The 20,261-nt window shown below is 56.8% G+C and carries 14 protein-coding genes; 4 read left to right on the top strand and 10 right to left on the bottom strand.

Annotated elements, in window-relative coordinates:
- Positions 1-321 precede the first annotated feature (321 nt).
- Positions 322-1,248, top strand: coding sequence for a GGDEF domain-containing protein (locus BZL43_RS26250; protein ID WP_095634964.1), 927 nt, complete (start codon positions 322-324; stop codon positions 1,246-1,248).
- Between the two features lie 190 nt (positions 1,249-1,438).
- Here BZL43_RS26250 and BZL43_RS26240 read toward each other — a convergent pair whose 3' ends face one another.
- A complete protein-coding gene (locus tag BZL43_RS26240) occupies positions 1,439-2,200 on the bottom strand; it encodes a TenA family transcriptional regulator (RefSeq protein ID WP_371916230.1) in 762 nt (253 codons plus the stop codon).
- 77 nt (positions 2,201-2,277) lie between these two features.
- Positions 2,278-4,734, bottom strand: coding sequence for an EAL domain-containing protein (locus tag BZL43_RS26235; protein ID WP_095634961.1), 2,457 nt, complete (start codon positions 4,732-4,734; stop codon positions 2,278-2,280).
- Between the two features lie 222 nt (positions 4,735-4,956).
- Between BZL43_RS26235 and BZL43_RS26230 the strand changes: the two genes are divergently transcribed.
- Positions 4,957-9,654 (top strand): deaminase domain-containing protein, encoded by a 4,698-nt coding sequence (locus BZL43_RS26230; RefSeq protein ID WP_095634960.1) that lies wholly within the window; start codon positions 4,957-4,959, stop codon positions 9,652-9,654.
- Positions 9,655-9,693: 39 nt separating this feature from the next.
- On the opposite strand, the gene BZL43_RS26225 is transcribed toward BZL43_RS26230, so the two are convergent.
- The 5 genes from BZL43_RS26225 to BZL43_RS26205 form a co-directional block, all read right to left on the bottom strand.
- A complete protein-coding gene (locus BZL43_RS26225; protein ID WP_095634959.1) occupies positions 9,694-11,511 on the bottom strand; it encodes an ABC transporter ATP-binding protein in 1,818 nt (605 codons plus the stop codon).
- Positions 11,504-12,106 (bottom strand): DsbA family protein, encoded by a 603-nt coding sequence (locus tag BZL43_RS26220; protein ID WP_177409356.1) that lies wholly within the window; start codon positions 12,104-12,106, stop codon positions 11,504-11,506. Before BZL43_RS26220 ends, BZL43_RS26225 begins: the two co-directional genes overlap by 8 nt.
- A 39-nt stretch (positions 12,107-12,145) precedes the next feature.
- Entirely contained in the window at positions 12,146-13,087 is a 942-nt protein-coding gene (locus tag BZL43_RS26215) for a rhodanese-related sulfurtransferase (protein ID WP_095634957.1), read from the bottom strand.
- A 143-nt stretch (positions 13,088-13,230) separates the two neighbouring features.
- Entirely contained in the window at positions 13,231-13,560 is a 330-nt protein-coding gene (locus BZL43_RS26210) for a BolA family transcriptional regulator (RefSeq protein ID WP_095634956.1), read from the bottom strand.
- 12 nt (positions 13,561-13,572) lie between these two features.
- Positions 13,573-14,094 (bottom strand): DUF2059 domain-containing protein, encoded by a 522-nt coding sequence (locus BZL43_RS26205; protein WP_095634955.1) that lies wholly within the window; start codon positions 14,092-14,094, stop codon positions 13,573-13,575.
- Between the two features lie 192 nt (positions 14,095-14,286).
- On the opposite strand from BZL43_RS26205, the gene BZL43_RS26200 reads away from it, so the two are divergent.
- A complete protein-coding gene (locus BZL43_RS26200; RefSeq protein ID WP_095634954.1) occupies positions 14,287-15,681 on the top strand; it encodes a class II fumarate hydratase in 1,395 nt (464 codons plus the stop codon).
- A 138-nt stretch (positions 15,682-15,819) separates the two neighbouring features.
- On the opposite strand, the gene BZL43_RS26195 is transcribed toward BZL43_RS26200, so the two are convergent.
- Complete coding sequence (locus BZL43_RS26195) at positions 15,820-16,782, bottom strand: DMT family transporter (protein ID WP_095634953.1); 963 nt, start codon at positions 16,780-16,782, stop codon at positions 15,820-15,822.
- A 201-nt stretch (positions 16,783-16,983) separates the two neighbouring features.
- Between BZL43_RS26195 and BZL43_RS26190 the strand changes: the two genes are divergently transcribed.
- The gene (locus BZL43_RS26190) at positions 16,984-17,178 is read left to right on the top strand and encodes a DUF6316 family protein (RefSeq protein ID WP_095634952.1); all 195 of its coding nucleotides are present in this window, start codon (positions 16,984-16,986) and stop codon (positions 17,176-17,178) included.
- A 136-nt stretch (positions 17,179-17,314) separates the two neighbouring features.
- Here BZL43_RS26190 and BZL43_RS26185 read toward each other — a convergent pair whose 3' ends face one another.
- Both BZL43_RS26185 and pap read right to left on the bottom strand, forming a co-directional pair.
- Positions 17,315-18,499, bottom strand: coding sequence for a thiolase family protein (locus tag BZL43_RS26185; RefSeq protein WP_095634951.1), 1,185 nt, complete (start codon positions 18,497-18,499; stop codon positions 17,315-17,317).
- A 105-nt stretch (positions 18,500-18,604) separates the two neighbouring features.
- On the bottom strand, positions 18,605-20,128 hold the full coding sequence (pap, locus tag BZL43_RS26180) for a polyphosphate:AMP phosphotransferase (RefSeq protein WP_095634950.1): 1,524 nt from the start codon (positions 20,126-20,128) through the stop codon (positions 18,605-18,607).
- Positions 20,129-20,261: the final 133 nt, after the last annotated feature.

Raw genomic sequence — 20,261 nt, 5'->3', positions numbered from 1 at the left:
CGGCGGTAACTACCCCTTCTTCAGGTCAAATAAATGACATCACGTTGCGCAGCATCCCGCCTATAACCTTCCAGCACCTTGATTTATAAAGCTTTTTATTCGACTGAACCGAATGGCATGACTTTCGCTCTAATTTTGCTCAAACATGCCGTGTGAAAGCAGACGAGGCGGAGCTTCAGCCGAGAGGTTACTAATCTTCGGCAAAGCGGACTAAACTCGAGCCAAATGTCCTACGGGACTGATGGACCAGTATGACGCGCAGCCCAAAGCCGCTCTCACCCAGCCTGTAAGACAGCCTTACTGCTTAGGGGCTCACGCCATATGAAATCACCTTCCCAGACCAACGCAATTGACTTCGACAGTGCCAAATTGCAACGCCTGGGCTTTGGTCAGCAGCCTCCCCTTCTGGAGCGGCCCGACAGTCTTGCGCAACTGCGCCAAACGCTGGGCCTGCAACTGCAAACCAGTCTTGAGCCGCAACGCATTCTCGGACTTTTCTTCCGTGAAATTCAGCGTCTGGTGCCGCTGGATGCCTTGAATTATGAACATCAGCCCAGTGACTTGCGCCTGCAATTGGGCACGCGAGGCCATCATTCAATCAGCTACAGCCTCAGTCATGAAGGCGAGCAATTGGGTGAACTGGTGTTCCGTCGCAATCAGCGTTTCAGCGAACAGGAACAGGGCAACCTGGAGTCACTGTTGTCGGCCCTGCTCTTCCCCATGCGCAACGCTTTGCTTTATCGCGCAGCGACTCAAAGTGCATTGCGTGATCCGCTGACCGATACCGGCAACCGCATCGCCATGGACCAGACGCTGGAACGGGAAATCGAGATGTCGCGGCGACATTCGCAGCCCTTGTCGCTGCTGATGCTGGACATCGACCATTTCAAACAGATCAACGATACCTACGGGCACACTGCCGGTGATGAAGTACTGAAGGCCGTCGCGGCCTCGATCAAAAACCAATTGCGCAACGTCGACATGGTGTTCCGGTTCGGTGGCGAAGAATTTCTGATTCTGCTTTCCAACACCAGTCGGGAAGCCGCCGCCATGGTCGGTGAACGACTGCGGTTTGCGGCGCAGGCTCAGGACTATATGGCCGAGGGCAAGATGATCGAACTGACGGTCAGCATCGGTTGCTCGACGCTGCTTGCCGGCGAGTCTGCCGAGAGTTTGTTGCGACGGGCCGACAGTGCGCTGTATGTGGCCAAGCGTGAGGGGCGTAATCGCCTTGCGATGGCGGGCTGATATTTCAGCAACGCTGCATAACCAATGTGGGAGCGGGCCCGTGGCGAGGGGGCTCGCCCCCGTTTGAGTGCGTAGCACTCACAAAATCTTTGGTGCATCAGAGATTTGGGGGCTGCTTCGCAGCCCAACGGGGGCGAGCCCCTTCGCCACAGACTCGCTCCCACATTGGGTTTGTGTTGCTTTCAGAGGATCAGCTTTCGGCCAACGCCATCCGCTCACGGGCGACAGGCGCTTTCACTGCCAGTTCCAACTGCATGCAACGTTCCAGGAACAGATACATGTAGTCGTAACTTTTGCAGACAGCCTGGCGCAATTCCACTTGCAGCGCTTTGCTCGGGTTCATGCCCGCCAGGGTGCAGATGATTTCCAGGGCTTCCCATGGATGGGCATCGTCGTACTGGGCATGCATCTTCAGCCACTTCATGGCCCGCTTGCGATCTTCCTCGGGGAATGAGGCCGCATAGACGCCATTGGAGCAAACCAGGGCCGACCACTCCCCCGTCGCCCCTTCGATGGCGTAATTGGTGGCGGCGATAGCCACGATCAGCGAGTCCGACGAACTGGTGTGCCAGCACCAATGGCTCAAGGCGTGAAGCTCCGGCGGTACGCGTTGCGCTTGCAGATCTTCCAGACTGATACCGTGGGCACGGCTCCAGTGCACCCAATAGTCGGCATGGTTCAATTCGACGCGAATGTTACGCATCAGCCAGCGACGCGCCATGTCTTCGCCAGGGTGGCGCGCAAAACGGGTCTTGGTCAGGTTCTGTGCCATGTACAAAGCGAACTGTTCGACCACCGGCCAGCCACCAATAAGGTACTGACGCATGGTTTTTGCACTGAGTCTGTTATCTCGCATGCGTTGATACAGTTCGTGTTCGACAACCCGGCGCTTGCTCTCGCTGCAATCCTGGATCAGTTGCTGAGCCCAGGCGGGATAACTTGCAGCTTCCATGAGTGGTCCGGTTCTGTTGAATGTGTCGATCACTGTCGCGCTCCTTTTGATTGTGATTTTAAGATCAACAAGAGATTTCAACGGAATGTACCGGGCGCCTTGAACAACACAGGTCGGGGCCGGACAGGACGACTTTGCAAACTATCCCAGGTAAACAGATGCGGGCGTTCAATCACGTACCCTTGAGCGTAATCCACTCCGATCTCCAGCAATGCCTGCTCGATCTGAGGTGTTTCAACGAACTCTGCAATCGTGCGCTTACCCATGACATGACCGATGTGATTGATCACTTCGACCATGGCGCGGTTAATCGGGTCGTCCAGCATATCCTTTACGAAACTCCCGTCGATCTTCAGGAAGTCTACAGGTAAATGTTTCAAGTAAGCGAATGAGGACATGCCGGCACAAAAGTCATCGAGCGAAAAATGACAACCTAAACCTTTGAGTTCATTAATAAATTTAGTTGCGCTGGCCAAATTTGCAATCGCGCTGGTTTCTGTAATTTCAAAACAAATCATTTCAGGTGGAATTGAATATGCAACAAACTGTTCACGAAGAAAGTCCAGAAACGCCTCATCTCCGATAGTAATGCCTGACAGATTTATCGCACACATGGCTAACGGCCCTTCGTGCTCTTCGGCGATGCATTGGGCTATGACTTTGAAAACATTCTCCACCACCCATCGATCAATCGACGTCATCAAACCGTAACGCTCAGCGGCGGGAATGAAACTGTCCGGCAGAATCATGCGTCCCGCTTCGTCATGCAGGCGCAGCAGTATTTCGATATGCCCGCCGCCATGCTCAGGGCCAAGCGGTGCGATTTCCTGGGCGTACAGGCAGAAGCGGTCTTCTTCCAGCGCTACATGCAGGCGCTGCACCCAGGCCATTTCACCAAACCGCATGGACAGCTCCGAGTCGTCGGCGTGATAGACCTGCACCCGGTTGCGCCCCTTTTCCTTGGCCATGTAACAGGCCATGTCAGCAGCACGCAGCGAAGCTTCAAGGGTGGCCGGACTCTGGACCACATGCACCAGGCCAATGCTCACGGTGGTCACGAACGGCCGGCCTTTCCAGACAAAATGCAGGTTCTGCACGGTCTGGCGCAGGCCTTCGGCGATTTTCTCGGCCGCTTGCGGCGCGCAGTTTTCCAACAGAACGCCAAACTCGTCCCCCCCTAGCCGGGCCAGGGTGTCGCCTTCGCGCAAACCTGATTGCAACAACGCACAGATATGCCGCAACAACTCGTCGCCCGCCGCATGGCCGCAGGTGTCGTTGACCAGTTTGAATTGATCCAGGTCGAGAAACATCAAGGCATGGCGCCCCGCCTGGCGCGTCAGGTTATGCAGGGCCTGCTCCAGCCGATATTCGAATTCGCGGCGGTTGGCCAATCCGGTCAAGGCATCATGAGTCGCCTGCCACGACAGATTGGCGATGTATTGCCGCTCCTGGGTCATGTCATGCAGCACCAGCACAGTGCCACTGACTTTGCCCATATTGCGGATCGGCGCGCCGACAAGCGTGACTGACACCGTGCTGCCATCCAGACGCTGGATCAGTTTGGAATGTTCGCTGCCACCGCCGAGCTGACCGCTCAAAATGTGCTCGATCAAGGTAAAACCGTCAGCCTGGGCGTTTTCGTCCAGCAGATTGAACAACGCGGCCAATGGCAGCCCCGCCGCCTGTTCGGCCTTCCAGTGCGTCAAGGCCTCGGCCGCCGGATTCATATAGGCAATCGCGCCCGCGACATCCGTGGTGATCACGCCGTCGCCAATCGATTGCAGCGTGGTCTGTGCCCGGTCTTTCTCCAACTGCAAGGCATCGGCGAAGGCATGGCGCTGCTTGAGCAGTTTATGCGTACGCAACAGCGCCAACACAATCAAACCCAACGCGGTAGCCAGGTTCGTCACCAACAGCAGACGAAGAATCACCCGCGAGCCTTCGCCCAAGGCATCGCTGAACGCTTTGGCGGCAGGTGTCACGCCATCGTTGATGGCTAAAATCTGTTCTTTCCAGCGTTTGACGTCGGCATCGGTGGCCTGGCTATCGGCAATGGGCTGATGCATCTCCCGCGCGACTTCATCGAGTCGCACCAGATATGCGTCACCGACCGTCCACAGCTCGATGGCTTTTTCCAGGTAACTGAAATTCCGGAAATTGAGGTACAGCCAAATCAGGCTGGAGACGTCGTCCGGATGGTTGCCGCCCTTGAGTATCGCGACTCGCGCGGCGTCGATGTCGGGGGGGTGATGATCCAGTGCCAGACGCAATTCATGGCCACCCTGAGGCACGGCAATCGCGTTCTGGTATTTGAGAAAAATCGCTTCGTCGCGGCTGTCGGCGTAGAGGTTGAGGTAATAGATGGCGTCTTTCTGGCCCTTGGACCACAGGCTTTCGCCGCCGACGTAACCGCGAACCGCCGAAAGAACGTAAAGGCTGACACCTCCCAGCAGTGCCTGAAATAACACGACGGCGATAAAAGGCCAGACGATGCCCAACAACCGAGGGGTTCCGAGAGTCCGCGTTTGCTTCATGAGGTCCCTTGTCTTAGCACTGCTCGATCGCCATCCGGACGAAATCGCTACAGCTAGCCTAGGTTGCGTTCCAAGTCCCGGCAAGTGATGAATAAAACACCCTTCTGTCCCCTCGCTATAAACATGTACCGCACCGACTCTCTTCCAGGTCGTTGTAATCGGTAGTGATCCCCCTGCTGAACTGCAGGGAACCAACCGAAACGAGACAAGAGAAGCCGCATCATGCAAACAATCTCTTCTATTAGCACTTCAAACGCCTCAGGCACCTCATCCCCGACCACCGCTCAGGTCCATCGGGGTCAACTCCAGGACTACGAACTGTTGCTATCGATTTTACGTGATGTGGAGGGTTCACTATCCCGTTTTTCCAATATCCTGCTCAGGCCACGATTTTTTTCGCCCCTGGATCATGAAAACGAAACTGGCCAGGAAGCATTACAGCAGTTGCTCGTGGATCCCGACTACCGTGCACTGTGCCGAAAAAACAATGTCTCCCCGCACTATCTGATCGTCACGTTGAAAGAAGGGGTCTTTGTTTATGAGACTTCAAATCGCGAAGGTGCGAACAAAACCGAACTGTCCCTGACAGGTAACGAAAACTGGCAAGCGCTTCGAACCCGAATCGAAAAGGCAGCCACTTTGCTGGGCGGACAAATTCGTTATGATCGCCTGATCTCGGCCCCCAGGTTTGCCACGTGTTACGGGTTGCACCCCTGGGATCTGGCCAACACCGCTAAACATCAGGCCGCCATCGATACCCTTGAAGAAAAGATCGCAGGTTTTCAACTAGGGCTCGAAGACGATTTCAACATCCTGGACCTCAAGCCAATTCTTAAGAAAGAAGATCTACAGGTTTCTCTTCAAGGTGTCCTGGCAGCCGAACCTCATGATGAATTGCAAGAGCAGTTCATTACAGGCGAAATCAAAAGGGTCATCCAATCGTTTCTACCTGAAGGGATTACATCCCCTCTGACCCATTTGGCCAGCGACATTCTTGCATCAGCCACGCCTGAAAAGGTTGCTGCCCAACCAACAGTTTTTCTTCAGAAGATCCTGCAAAGTCCGGAAGCCGAAAAACTGGAAACCGTCTTGCTGGCGACGATGGATTGGTACGGCGGAAAAATGGGTGAAGAAACCTCGCCTCATGTTCGCACCAAAGTGCTAGCCCAAGCGCTTCAAATCTGGTTCAAATCACGAATTATTGAATACCCCGACAGGATCGCCGGCTATGACCTGAAATCAAACTTGAACTGGGGAAAAAGCTACAGAGATATATGGAAGGAATTCAAAGACCATTTGCTTACCTCCAAACGGGCCAGTTCAGAAAAAGAAGCCATTATCATGGCAAGGATGTATCTCTGCGAATTCCCAACCGAATTCCGCATCAGCGACATCCCGAAAGATCTGCCTTACAGGAGCTCCGTTGTTTGGGTCAACTTCGTGAGTGGCGTAAATTTTATAAACCTTACCGACCCCAAGGCGCTGGGCAGAAAAACCTTTCAACAGTTGGTCAATACACCCTTGAAAATAATCGCGGACGCGCAAGAAGAGCAATCGCTCGCTGTAGCTCTCCCGAGGTTACTGCCGACTTTGGAGTGGGCGGCAACCCAGGGTTTAATCCCTCAAAAACAACCTGAAGAATATACCCAGCTTGAAGTCGACTTGGCGATATCAGAACTGGATACCCATACCAATATTTTAAACAACGCGCTCACGCAACTCGATGAAGCGCCCCCCAACCGCCTGTCCATTGCAAAATCCGTCATCAATCAGGATTTCCCTAAAATAACTGACAGAGGTTCTGTAAATGAGTCCTTCTGGAGTGACCATGAGCTGGCGGAACCCGCTCGATACCTTAATTTGGCAAAGAGGTACTCGGTCTGTGATGTCGTTGCCGACAACAATTTTGACAGCAAAAAGCCATGGGCCGTCATCAATAAAAACAGCAACACTCTCATTTTTTACATTTGGTTAGATGAGGATAGAAAACTACACATTGGAGACGCTTCAACTGGCAAAAAACACAATACCGTTTGCAACGCCAAGGAACTATTCGAACAAAACTTCAACGACCACAAAACCTTGCTGACGGGGGCTTATAAAATATTGATAAAGAGCTTGCTGGCATCACTTACGCTCCCTGACCGCCAGGCACTGGAATTGGGAACGCTCAAGCTATACACCCTGAGAAAGGAAACATATAAAGTAGAAGCCCAGCACGAAACGCCTGAAAAGATATTACCGCTCCGCGCCCGTAATGGCCTGCTGTTGCTGACTACTTACAAAGGTATTACCAGCACATTCGAACTGTTGCCCAGAGCCGGCGTTATACGTCGCATCAACAATCTGGACATAACGCTATTTGGCGGTCTGCTCAAGTCCGAGACCTGGCATATAGGTATGAATCCCGTCCCCGTCGAGGTCTTGTGCCATAAGACATTACCCCTTGACTGGAAAGCTCACTCAACAGGCAGTAAACCGCTGGATACAGCCCACTGCGAGGCCATCATCGAACAATTGGGCGACACGTTCATGCCCCCTGTCAGCACTGTAGAGAATGTCGATGATGTAGCTCTGACAATACATTCAAAACGCAGCCAGGAAATCAGTCATTTCATCGCTACCGAATTGCTATTCGTTGATCCGAAAGCGCTTCACCACGCTGCTTATGGTCAGACACAGTTTGATCGCGATGAGGCGTCCCAAAAAAGCTTCGAGAATTTCGTGAAGACACTCGTGCCGTTCTGGAAGGCTATAGAGGATATAGAATCCGATGATACGGAGCGTAAGGTGAACGGCGCATTCGGTCTGTCGCTGGACCTGGCGTCATTTGCCACGCCGATCGGCAAACTGTCCTCTGGATCGATGAAGCTACTGAACAATGCAAACCGTCTGACGGCACTCGCCAAACTCACAGCGTTTGCGTCACTGACTAAAGAGGTGTCGATATTGGCCTTGCAAGCATTGAATCTGGCTGATGGAGTCGGCTCGCTGCTCAAGGCGCTGGGATCCCGAGGGGCAAAACTGGTCAAATTGGGCGTTGTCAGGATCAAAGCCGTGGCGGGCAAGGCCGGCCACTACGAATTTGCTCAGAGCCTGCCACAAATCGGCGATCCGGGCCGCTGGAAGCCTTTGTCGACCGGAGATCAACTAGCTTCAGTCAAGGACCTGGGAGATGTGCCTGTGCGCAATACCGGTTCCGCTGTATCGCCGGCCTTCCATGCAGTCGACCCCGTTTCAGGCAAACCTTTCGGACCGCGCTTGCCTGCGCATGACTTATCAATGGGCCGTTCGACCTATCAGCACATAGGTATTGCAGATAACGAGGAACTGTATGTAATTGCCGAAACAGCTCATGTAAGAAAGACATTAGAGGTTGATGGCAGGACAACTGTGTTCATTGACAACGTGCCATACCGAACGCATGAAAATGCTTTGTGTCGCGTCGACAGTCTCGATGCAAGTAAAAGTCTAAAAACTTTACCTTGCCGTTCTCGCAGGGCCCCCGGAGAAATTTGCAAAACTACGTACGTCATCACCGACTCTCCTGCTAAGCGCCCCACCGCTGGCACTTTTATGGATGTTGAAGATAGCTGGGCTCCATGGTTCGGGGACGGCAGATTCACACCTGCTCAACCGACATCAACCCAATCCCGCCAATTACTGGCGTTTGAAGGAAAAATTTACGAAGTCAGAGACGGCCAACTCATTATTTACAAGGGCAGGCCTCAATCGCTCGGCCTTACGCAAAAAACTCCCGTTGCCAAGAACACCATCAACGCCCGCCTCGAATTTCAGGAGGGAATCTATGGGGGCTTGAAAGTGACCGGCAGCGCCGAAAAAATCGATGATGTGCATGAAGTCGGCGCGCTCGTCGTTTATTCCAGGGACAAAAGCCATCGGTATGTATTCACCAAGTTGCACATGGATGATTACTACATGGTCAAGCTTTCAGCCAGTGAACGCGTCCAGGGGCCGTTGCAAATGAACAAGGTATCAAAACAAAAATTCCTGGAAGATACAGTCGAAAAGGAACTACGACGCATATACTTAGGATCCTTGAATGCGAACAACTCAGTGCGCATTCATGGAAGAGATAAGGTGCATCAGGCGTTGGATAAACTCGATGAATTCGCGGTCAAGATTGGAGCACCGGCAAACCCACTCGATGAATTGAAGTGGGTGAAGGTGACAGGCTATCCAGCGTCATCACTGATGTTTGATGGCCCAACAAGAGCAACTGCCATCACACTGACAGATGGCGCCAATGTTTGGGCCAAAAGTACTATGACCTCTATCGAGTTGCAGCAACGTGTTGCGAATAGATTCGACGCGCTTTTTAGAAGGGCCCCAGGCAATGCAGCCAACAGCACAAAAATTGACAAAGCAATGGAGGATCTAAAAGAGCTTCTTCCATCCGGTCACCAGCAAAAGCTGCGCAATATCGCTTTTGCCGAGGTCGAAACCGTTGCGGGAAATATTGAAGTCTACGTCAGCGTTTCTGGAGCTGGGGACAACACCAGACACCTTCCTTTGTTCAAGTCCAACAGAGGCAATCCAGTGAAACATGGTGACTCACTGTATTTCAACGTCGACAGGTTAAGGGAGCCGACAACCCCTGAATCCTTAAAACTATCGAGCGGCGAGGCGTTGCTTTCGATCCCTCACCCCATTACCGATCCGGCCCGACCTGACGTTATCAATTGGGCAACATCCGTAGACAGCGAAAGTAAATTGATCGGTTATATCAGAGATAAATACCCAAACACGGGTGACATCAAATCGATCAACGTTGTCACCACCCTGCCCCCGTGTGACTCATGCTCAATCATCCTGAAAGGGTTCGGTTATGACCATGGGGTCGATGCGCTCAACGTGATATGGGGCAAGCGCCCCAATGGACGCAAAGCACAATCCTGACCACCTGAGCGCAGCATTGGCAGCTCTTCGAGCAATCCCTCAATGCTGCTGCAAATGCCCATACAGCTTGGCGTACAAACCACCATCGGCAATCAGCTGCTGATGGTCGCCATCCTCGGCAACCTGGCCGCCGTCGAACACCAGTACCCGGTCGGCCTGTTTCACGGCCGACAACCGGTGCGCAATGATCAGCGTGGTGCGGTTGCTCAAGAACCGCGCCAGTGCCTGGTGCAGGTTGTATTCGGTGGCCGCGTCCAGGGCGGACGTGGCTTCATCGAGAATGACCACTTTGGGTTCGGCCAGTACCATCCGCGCAATCGCCAGCCGTTGACGCTGCCCGCCGGATAAACGCACGCCGGAACGGCCGACAACACTGTCCAGGCCGTTGGGCAATTCGCGCACGGTCGTGTGCAACTGAGCAATTTCCAGTGCCTGCCAGCAGGCCTCGTCGCTGCGTTCGCGGCCCATGGTCAGGTTGGCGCGCACGGTGTCGTTGAACAGTGCCGGATGTTGCAAGACCACGGCGACATTTTCACGCACGGTTTCCAGACCGATCTCTTGCTGAGTCGAACCACCGAAACGGATGGTGCCGGCCAGCGGCGTGTACAAGCCCAGCAGTAACTGCACCAAGGTGCTTTTACCACCGCCGCTGGCGCCGACGATCGCGACTTTTTCGCCGGGGGCAATCGACAGGTTCATTTGGTTCAAGACCAATTCGTCGCCGTAGCCGAAACTCAATCCCTGAACTTCGATGCCCACCGTGTCGCGCCCCTGGAACGGGTCGACACTGCCCCTGTATTGCGGCTCATCGGCACGGGCCAGCAACTCGTTGATCCGCGACAGCGCACCGCCGGCGGCGTAAAAGGCGTATTGCAGGTTGAGCAGTTGTTCCACCGGACCGATCATGAACCACAGGTAGCTGAACACGGCCAGCATCTGGCCGATGGACAGGTCGGAAAACAGCACGGTGAGCATGGCCGCGGCGCGAAAAATATCGATGCCGAACTGGAACAGCAAACCGCTGGCACGGTTCGATGCATCGGTTTTCCATTGCGAGCTGACTGCGTAATCACGCACTTCACGCGCTCGCTGGCCCAACCGTCCGAGGAAAAACCCCTGTCGATTACCGGCACGCACTTCCTGGATGGCATCCAGGGTTTCGGTCAAGGCCTGGGTGAAGCGCGAGGTGCTGTCGTTCTCGAGTTTCTTCAGGTGTTTAACCCGCTTGCCCAACTGCACCGTGGCATAGATCACCAGCGGGTTGAACAGCAGGATCAGCAGCGCGAGTTTCCAGTGCATCCACATCAGGATCGAGGCGGTGCCCACCAGCGTCAGCATGGCCACGAGGAAACGACTGAGGGTTTCGCCGACGAATTTGTCCACGGTGTCCAGGTCGGTGACCAGGTGCGTAGTCACCGTGCCGCTGCCCAGGCTTTCGTATTCGCCCAGCGAGATGCACTTGAGCCGTTCGATCAACCGCACCCGGATCCGGTACACGATGTCTTTGGCCAGCGCCGCAAACAATTTCGCCTGCACCACGTTGAACAACAACGCCGCGCAGCGCAGTGCCAGAGTCACCAGCAGCATCAGGCCAATGTAGCCCGCGGCTTTCTGCCAGACATCGGGCAGCGCGTGGTTCATGATTTTCAGCGCAGTGTCACCATGGCCCAGCAGTACTTCGTCGACCAGCAACGGCAACAGCAAAGGGATCGGTACGCTGCACAGCGTTGCCAATACCGCGACGCCGTTGGCGATCCACAGGGATTTTTTATGGTGAAGGGCCAGACGACGGATTTCTGCCCAGCTCAGACGGTCGACACGTGCAGGGGCTGGAACGTCGTCGGGCAGGTCATGCACAGGCTGCGCGCTCCAGCCAGCGGCCGAGCAACGGTGACAACACATTCAACGGTTGATACCCATTGGTCAGCAACGCCAATTGACCATCACGCTCTGCCAGCAAGGTCGGGAAACCGGCAATGCCCAGGTCCTGGACCCAGGTGAAATCGGCAGCGGTGGCGGCGTGTTGATCGGCACGGTCGAAGGCGGCGGCGAACTCGATGCGTGGCAAACCGGCCTGCTCCGCCAGCTCCACCAACACGCTGGCATGAGTGACGTCGCGACCTTCAGCGTAGAAGGCCTGCTGGATCAACCCGAGCAGTTTCCACGCGCAATCCGGTGCCAGGCTGCGCGCCGTCACCAGCGCCCGACAGGCAGGCTCGGTGTCGTAGACAAAACCGTCGGGCAACGCGCCTTCAAACTTGAACGGTTGGCCGGTGGCCTCGTGGACCGCCTGCCAGTGCTCAAGGATATAGCGTCGAGTAGTCGGCTCCAGCGCCGAGCCGCTGCCGGTGCGCAAACCGCCGACCACCAAATGCACGTCCACCCCCGCTGCCTGCGCCTGCTCGACCAGCGCCTTGGCCACTGGCGCAAAGCCCCAGCACCAGGAACACATCGGATCCATCACATAAAGCAGGCGACATGCTGACATGGTTCAAGCCTCGGAAGGAGTTTGCTTGTAGTTGTAACCAATCGGGTGCGGCAGGTTGCGCGCCTTGGCCAGTTCGATCTGCTTCTGCCGGTCGATGGCGCTGCGACGGGTTTTCTCACTCAGCTTATCCCAGCAATGCGGGCAACTGATGCCGGCCACATAATGCTCGGACGCGCGGTCTTCGACGCTGACAGGCGTACGGCAGGCATGACATTGATCGTAGTCGCCCTCGCTCAGGTCGTGGCGCACGGTCACGCGGTTATCGAACACGAAGCAGTCGCCCTGCCATTTGGTTTCTTCCTGCGGCACCTCTTCGAGGTACTTCAGGATGCCGCCCTTGAGGTGATAGACCTCGTCGAAACCCTGGCTGAGCATGTAGCTCGAAGCCTTCTCGCAGCGAATGCCGCCGGTGCAGAACATCGCGACTTTCTTGTGCACGGCCGGATCGAAATTGGCTTTGATGTAGTCGGGGAACTCGCGAAAACTGGTGGTCTTCGGATCGATGGCGCCTTCGAAGGTGCCGATCGAGACTTCGTAGTCGTTGCGGGTGTCGATCAGCAGCACTTCGGGATCGCTGATCAGCGCGTTCCAGTTCTGCGGATCCACATAGGTGCCGACCTTTTTGTTCGGGTCCACGCCTTCAACGCCCAGGGTGACGATTTCTTTCTTGAGTTTGACTTTGGTGCGGTAGAACGGCTGCTCGTCGCAGTACGACTCTTTGTGATCGATGTCGTCCATGCGCGGGTCGTTCTTGAGCCAGGCCATCAGCCCGTCAATGCCTTCGCGGCTGCCGGACACGGTACCGTTGATGCCTTCTTCGGCGATCAACAGCGTGCCTTTGATGCCGTTGTCGACCATCGCTTGCAGCAGCGGCTCGCGCAGGGCGACGTAATCTTCCAGGGTGACGAACTTATACAGTGCCGCCACGACAATCTGTTGTGTCATGGGTGATTCTCCAGGTGGCTACCCTCGTAAGGGGTGAACCGGATGCGAAAAAAAACGCGCCGGGTGAGCGGCGCGTTGCGGATTCTAGCAAAACGGCAGCCTCAAGCGGCAAGCTTCAAGCTGCAAGTTCGAAGCACGCCTCTTTAACCTTGTAGCTTGCGGCTTGCGGCTTGCGGCTGCTTCTCTCCGCCCGCACAGGTCGGCGAGGCCGGGGCTGCGTCGATCTGTGCCCATTCCTGCGGCGTGTAGGTATGCAGCGCCAACGCATGGAACTCGCCCATCAGTTCACCCAACGTGCCGTACACCTTCTGGTGACGCTTGACGCGACTGAGGCCTTCAAACTGCTGGCTGACCACCACGGCCTTGAAGTGGGTCTGCAACCCACGGCTGTGCATGTGGCTTTCATCCAGCACTTGCAGGTGCTCAGGCTGTAACAACCCGAGCGTCGATTCGATGCGTTGTTGCATGGTCATCCCTAACTCCGCTCAAGGATTCTTCTTGGCAGGAGCGGCGCCTTTAGGCTCCAGCTCGGCCGTCATGTCAGCCAGCAGTTTGTTGACCACAGGCACCGCGCTTTCCAGCTTGGCCTGGGTCATCTGGGCCGATTGCTGAGTCAGCTGCGGCATTTTTTCCAGGACTTTCTTGCCCAGTGGCGACTTGTAGAACGCGACCAGGTCTTTCAGCTCGGATTCGCTGAAGTTGGTGGTGTAAAGCTTGACCATGTCCGGCTTCAGCTTGTTCCAGCCAATGGCTTGATCCAGAGCGGCGTTGGCCTTGGCCTGGTAAGTTTCCAGCAGGGCTTTTTTCGATTCAGGGGCTTTGGTTTGGGCAAAGCGCTGAGCGAACATTTGCTGCACTTGCATGTACACCGGAGTGCCCAATTTGTCAGCGTGCGCCAGGGTCAGGAAAGCTTCGGCACTGGCGTTGTGGCTGGCGGTATCGGCAAAAACCTGGCCGCTGGCGCAAACCAGTGTAACCGCGGTACAGATGGCACGAAGACGAGTCATCGAGTTTCCTTTTCTAGCAGGCGAGGCAAAACCTCAAGGGCGACCATTCTGCACCTAAAAAAGTGTGTCACTCAACCCCAAGCCTTGTCGCACCTGATTTAGAGGGGCTGAACGGTCAAATTCCAGACTGATGGAACCACGGCCGGCGATCAAGGCCTAAACTGCGCTATCAGACCGACAGGAGTGTGCATGATGAGCCGTATCGAAACCGACAGCCTGGGCCAGGTGGAAGTCCCGGACGACGCTTACTGGGGCGCTCAGACGCAACGCTCGCTGATCAACTTCGCCATCGGCAACGAGCGCATGCCGCTGGCCGTGTTGCACGCCCTGGCCCTGATCAAGAAAGCCGCGGCGCGCGTCAACGATCGCAATGGCGACCTGCCCGCCGACATCGCCCGGCTGATCGAACAGGCCGCCGACGAAGTGCTCGACGGTGACCACGACGAGCAGTTCCCGCTGGTGGTCTGGCAGACCGGCAGCGGTACCCAGAGCAACATGAACGTCAACGAAGTGATCGCCGGTCGCGCCAATGAACTGGCCGGCAACCCGCGCGGCGGCAAGACGCCGGTGCATCCCAACGATCACGTCAACCGTTCCCAGAGTTCCAACGATTGCTTCCCCACGGCCATGCACATCGCGACGGCTCAGGCGGTGCAGCAGCATTTGCTGCCGGCGATCAGCGAATTGTCGGGCGGGTTGGCGGAGTTGTCCGCGCGGCACATGAAGTTGGTCAAGACCGGTCGTACCCATATGATGGACGCCACGCCGATCACCTTCGGCCAGGAACTTTCGGCGTTCATCGCGCAACTGGATTACGCCGAACGGGCGATCCGCAGCGCCCTGCCGGCGGTCTGTGAGCTGGCGCAGGGTGGCACCGCGGTCGGCACCGGATTGAACTCGCCCCACGGTTTTGGCGAAGCGATCGCTGCTGAATTGGCCGCCCTTTGCGGCCTGCCGTTCGTTACGGCCCCCAATAAATTTGCCGCCCTGGCCGGCCACGAGCCGTTGGTTACGCTCTCCGGCGCCCTGAAAACCCTTGCCGTCACCCTGATGAAAATCGCCAACGACCTGCGCCTGCTGGGCTCCGGGCCGCGAGCGGGGTTTGCCGAAGTGAAACTGCCGGCCAATGAGCCCGGTAGCTCGATCATGCCCGGCAAGGTCAACCCGACTCAGTGCGAAGCCCTGTCGATGCTGGCCTGTCAGGTCTTGGGCAACGACGCTGCCATCGGGTTTGCGGCGAGTCAGGGCCACCTGCAATTGAACGTGTTCAAACCGGTGATCATCCATAACCTGCTGCAATCGATCCGCTTGCTCGGCGATGGCTGCAGTAACTTCCAGCAGCATTGCATCGCCGGGCTGGAACCGGACGCCGAAAAAATGGCCGAGCATCTGGAACAAGGCTTGATGCTGGTGACGGCGCTGAACCCGCACATCGGCTACGACAAGTCGGCGGAGATTGCCAAAAAGGCTTACAGCGAGGGGCTGACCCTGCGTGAGGCGGCGTTGCAGCTGGGCTATCTGACCAATGAAGAGTTCGATGCGTGGGTGCGGCCGGAGGATATGCTGGAGGCTGGCAAGCAGGGGTAAATCTGAAGTGATTGAGTGCCTGGCAGTCAGCCATCGCGGGCAAGCCACGCTCCCACAGTTTTGTGTCGATCCTCAATATTTGTGATCGACACCAAACCTGTGGGAGCGTGGCTTGCCCGCGATGAACGATAACGCGGTCTACCGTGTGACTGCCATCCGCACCCGCCGGGCACGAAGCCCGGCTATCAACGACGGCCCCAACGCCACCAGCGCCGACCCCAACACCACCAGCACCGCCCCGCCATACCCCAGGCCGTTGATCTGCTCTGCTTGCACATACTCCGGCCATAACCATGCGGCCACAGCCACGGCAGCAAAGGTCACCAGCGGCGTGATCGCCAGCGTGGCGCTGACCCGCGAGGCTTCCCAATGGGCCAGGGCTTCGGCGAAGGCGCCATAAGCGATCAGCGTATTCAAACAGCACGCCAGCAACAGCCAGCCTTGCAGCGGACTCAATTGCAGCGCTTCCAGCGGATGCACCCATGGCGTCAGCAACAGCGCACAGAACAGGTAAATCACCATCATCACCTGCAGCGAATTCCACACCGTGAGCAACTGCTTCTGGCCCAAGGCATAAAAGGTCCAGACCGTGGACGCCAACAGCACCATCAGCACGCCGGCGGTGTAATCGGTCAGGGAGGTGAGCAGTTCACTCAAGCGCTGATTGAAGAACAGCGCAAAGCCGATCAGCAGCACCAACAGGCCAATCCCCTGCCCCACGCTGAACCGTTCCTTGAACACGAACACACTGGCGACCAGCAACATGATCGGGCCCATCTGCACCACCAGTTGCGCGGTACCGGGGCTGAGCAGGTTCAGGCCCATCAGGTACAGCACGTAGTTGCCGACCAGTCCGAATACCGCCATCAACACCAGCCAGCCACCGCGCGGGCCGAGGACTTTGCGACTCGGCAGGCGTTTGCTCGCTGCCAGATAAATGAACAGGCAACCGCCGGACACCAGCAGGCGAAACCAGGTCACCGTCACCGGGTCCATCACCAGCAGCACTTGCTTGAGCTTGATCGGCAGGATTCCCCACAGCAAGGCGGTCAGCAAGGCCAGGCACAGACCATAAACCCAGCGACCCGATGAAATATGCATGCTGACCCCGAAGCCGATTGGCGAAAACGCTCATTCTAGGCTCAGATCGGAGTGCGACACAGGGACAGTTGCCGACAGGCCGCGAATGAAACTGTGCAGGTCGCCCCCTAAAGTTGACGATATGCCGTCGATCAGCTGCCCAGGCATGGCCAGTGGTTCATGCATAAGCTCATTGAAACCGTCACCCGCAGGAGATCGCCCATGTACGGCATGCGCGCCCAAGACAACGCCCCCGCCACCCACTTTCGTTGTGACCGCTTGTGTCGGGTGAATGGAGAGCTGTATTTCACCACGCGGGAACGCACGCTGGAGGGGCCGTTTGAAAACCGGGAAGCAGCGGCGCGTGAGATTCAGGCGTATATCGAGCGGATGCAGTTTTTGTGCATGGGCCGGTAACCGCGGCGCCTGCATCGCGGGCAAGCCCGCTCCCACAGGTTTTGTGGCGTTCGCAGGATTTGTGATCGCCGCTAATTACTGCGGGAGCGGGCTTGCCCGCGATAGCAATGCAACAGTCACTACAAAACCAGGGTACTTACCGCACCGCCTCAAACAACCCCGTCGCCCCCATCCCGCCTCCCACACACATGGTGACGATGCCGTAGCGCAAGCTACGCCGCTGCAATTCACGCACAATGTGCCCGACCTGCCGCGAACCGGTCATGCCGAATGGATGGCCGATGGCAATCGAACCGCCGTTGACGTTGTACTTGTCGTTATCGATTTCCAGCCGATTGCGGCTGTACAGGCATTGCGAGGCGAACGCTTCGTTGAGCTCCCACAGATCGATGTCGGCAACCTGCAATCCCTTGGCCTTGAGCAACTTCGGCACCGAAAACACCGGGCCGATGCCCATTTCGTCCGGCTGACACCCGGCCACGGCAAAACCGCGGAAGAAGGCTTTGGGCTTGAGCCCCAGCGCCAGGGCTTTTTCCAGGCTCATCACCAGGGTCATCGAAGCGCCGTCGGACAGCTGCGACGAGTTGCCGGCAGTTACCGAACCGTCTTCGGCAAACACCGGTTTCAACCCGGCCAGGCTTTGCAGCGTGGTGTCCGGGCGATTGCAGTCGTCGTGATCGACGGTGCCCTCGAGAATCTGCACTTGCCCGGTGGCCTTGTCTTCAACGCGATACTTCACCGTCATCGGCACGATTTCATCGTTGAACAACCCGGCGGCCTGCGCCAGGGCAGTACGTTGCTGGCTTTGCAGGGCGTACACATCCTGCTCCTGGCGACTGACAGCGTAACGACGCGCGACGATCTCGGCAGTCTGGCCCATGGGGAAATAAATACCCGGCACCTGCTCTTTCAGCAGCGGGTTGATCAGGTTGTCGGTGTTGACGCTTTTCATGGTCAGGCTGATCGACTCCACGCCACCGGCGACGATGATGTCGCTGCAACCCGAAGCGATCTGATTGGCGGCAATGGCGATGGCCTGCAAGCCCGATGAACAGAAGCGGTTAAGGGTCATGCCACCGGTGCCGATGCCCAGGTGCGACAGCACCGCGACGTTGCGGCCGATGTTGAAGCCCTGAGCGCCTTCGTTGGAGCCGGCGCCGACGATGCAATCCTCGACGCTGGCCGGGTCGACGTCATTGCGCGTGAGCAGCGCATTGACACAGTGAGCCGCCATGTCGTCCGGGCGGGTCATGTTGAACTTGCCACGAAAGGATTTGGCCAGGCCGGTCCGTACGCTGTCGACGATCACCACTTCACGCATGGCATACACCTCATTGTTGTTGTCAGTCAGGAGTGGGACCGAGCATAAGTCCACCCTATGACTGACCGCGACAATCATTCACCTCGCGTATGCGCCGCCATCGGTTCAGCGCTTGCGTTTTCGCAGTTTCTTTTCGCGTTTGTCGGACTTTTCGAACGCTTCTTCCAGCGCCTGGTTAAGGGTGCGCAGGACCTTGACCCGCGCCCAGCGCTTGTCGTTGGCTTCCACCAGGGTCCACGGTGATACCTCGGTGCTGGTGCGATCGACCATGTCGCCGACGGCGGTGCGGTAATCGTCCCACTTGTCGCGATTGCGCCAGTCGTCGTCGGTGATCTTGAAACGCTTGAAGGGGATTTCTTCACGCTCCTGGAAGCGCTCCAGTTGGGTCTGTTTGTCGATGGCCAGCCAGAACTTGACCACAATCACCCCGGCGTCGGCGATCTGTTCTTCGAAGTCGTTGATCTCACCGTAGGCGCGCAACCAATCCGCCTTGCTGCAATAACCTTCGATGCGCTCCACCAGCACCCGGCCATACCAGGAACGGTCGAACACAGTGAATTTGCCCCGGGCCGGGATATGCCGCCAGAACCGCCAGAGATACGGCTGGGCCCGTTCTTCCTCGGTAGGCGCGGCGATCGGCACGATGTCGTACTGGCGCGGGTCGAGTGCCGCGGCCACCCGACGGATCGCGCCGCCCTTGCCTGCCGCGTCATTGCCTTCGAACAATGCAATCAACGCGTGGCGACGCATGCGCTTGTCGCGCATCAACCCGGAAAACCGTGCCTGTTCGGTAATCAGTTGTTCCTCGTAATCGTCCTTGTCCAGGCTCAGCGTCATGTCCAGGCTGTCGAGCAAATTCACCTGATCGACGCTGGGGAACAAGGGCGCGGCGCTGACTTTGTCCGGGTGAATCCTGGGTCTTTTCAGTGCACTTTGCAGGCCATCGAGCAGAATCTTGCCGACTGCCAGGCTTCGATAATTCGCGTCCACGCCTGCAATCACATGCCACGGCGCATAGTCGCGGCTGGTGCGGCGCAGCACCCGTTCGCCGTATTTGACGAATTTGTCGTAGGTCTGCGATTGCTGCCAGTCCAGCGGGCTGATGCGCCAACTGTGCAACGGGTCATCAGCTAGCGCCTTGAGCCGCGCTTTCATTTGTTTTTTGGAGAGATGAAACCAGAACTTGAAGATCAGCGCGCCTTCATCGCACAGCATCTTCTCTAGCCGCTCGGCCCCGTTGATGCTTTGATCGAGTCGCGGATCCTTGAACAAGCCATGAACCCGTCCTTGCAGCATCTGGCTGTACCAGTTGCCGAAGAAAATCCCCATGCGGCCCTTGGCCGGGAGCATCCGCCAGTAGCGCCAGGCCGGCGGTCGCGCCAGTTCTTCGTCGGTCTGCTGGTCGAAGGTGCGAACCTCGATCGAGCGCGGGTCCATCCATTCATTGAGCAACTTGACGGTCTCGCCCTTGCCGGCCCCTTCAATGCCGTTGATCAAAATGATCACTGGAAAACGCTGTTGCTGCCGAAGTTCGAACTGCGCTTCGAGCAAAGCTTCACGCAGGGCCGGCACTTCGGCGTCATAGGTTTCTTTGTCGATGGTATGACCGATTTCGGCAGATTCGAACATGGAGCAGCTCCTTGGGGATTGAGCAAGACTAGCGGATTGGGCAGGTCGTCATCAGAGAAATTCCCAGGGGCGTTTTTTGTGGCGAAGGGGTGCCGCACCGCTCGCTCCTACAGGATTTTGGATCAAGCACCGC

The sequence above is a fragment of the Pseudomonas sp. PICF141 genome, assembly GCF_002286815.1.
Classification (GTDB): Bacteria; Pseudomonadota; Gammaproteobacteria; order Pseudomonadales; family Pseudomonadaceae; genus Aquipseudomonas.
Note: the sequence above shows the minus strand (reverse complement) of the source record. Positions and strands in the feature narration are given on the sequence as shown.

What these genes read in the sequence shown, in the direction of transcription:
- pap (WP_095634950.1), bottom strand. Translation starts at nt 20,128, where the DNA reads ATGTTCGAATCTGCCGAAATCGGTCATACCATCGACAAAGAAACCTAT.
- BZL43_RS26235 (WP_095634961.1), bottom strand. Translation starts at nt 4,734, where the DNA reads ATGAAGCAAACGCGGACTCTCGGAACCCCTCGGTTGTTGGGCATCGTC.
- BZL43_RS26210 (WP_095634956.1), bottom strand. Translation starts at nt 13,560, where the DNA reads ATGACCATGCAACAACGCATCGAATCGACGCTCGGGTTGTTACAGCCT.
- BZL43_RS26205 (WP_095634955.1), bottom strand. Translation starts at nt 14,094, where the DNA reads ATGACTCGTCTTCGTGCCATCTGTACCGCGGTTACACTGGTTTGCGCC.
- BZL43_RS26200 (WP_095634954.1), top strand. Translation starts at nt 14,287, where the DNA reads ATGAGCCGTATCGAAACCGACAGCCTGGGCCAGGTGGAAGTCCCGGAC.
- BZL43_RS26195 (WP_095634953.1), bottom strand. Translation starts at nt 16,782, where the DNA reads ATGCATATTTCATCGGGTCGCTGGGTTTATGGTCTGTGCCTGGCCTTG.
- BZL43_RS26220 (WP_177409356.1), bottom strand. Translation starts at nt 12,106, where the DNA reads ATGTGTTCCTGGTGCTGGGGCTTTGCGCCAGTGGCCAAGGCGCTGGTC.
- BZL43_RS26250 (WP_095634964.1), top strand. Translation starts at nt 322, where the DNA reads ATGAAATCACCTTCCCAGACCAACGCAATTGACTTCGACAGTGCCAAA.
- BZL43_RS26215 (WP_095634957.1), bottom strand. Translation starts at nt 13,087, where the DNA reads ATGACACAACAGATTGTCGTGGCGGCACTGTATAAGTTCGTCACCCTG.
- BZL43_RS26190 (WP_095634952.1), top strand. Translation starts at nt 16,984, where the DNA reads ATGTACGGCATGCGCGCCCAAGACAACGCCCCCGCCACCCACTTTCGT.
- BZL43_RS26230 (WP_095634960.1), top strand. Translation starts at nt 4,957, where the DNA reads ATGCAAACAATCTCTTCTATTAGCACTTCAAACGCCTCAGGCACCTCA.
- BZL43_RS26240 (WP_371916230.1), bottom strand. Translation starts at nt 2,200, where the DNA reads ATGGAAGCTGCAAGTTATCCCGCCTGGGCTCAGCAACTGATCCAGGAT.
- BZL43_RS26185 (WP_095634951.1), bottom strand. Translation starts at nt 18,499, where the DNA reads ATGCGTGAAGTGGTGATCGTCGACAGCGTACGGACCGGCCTGGCCAAA.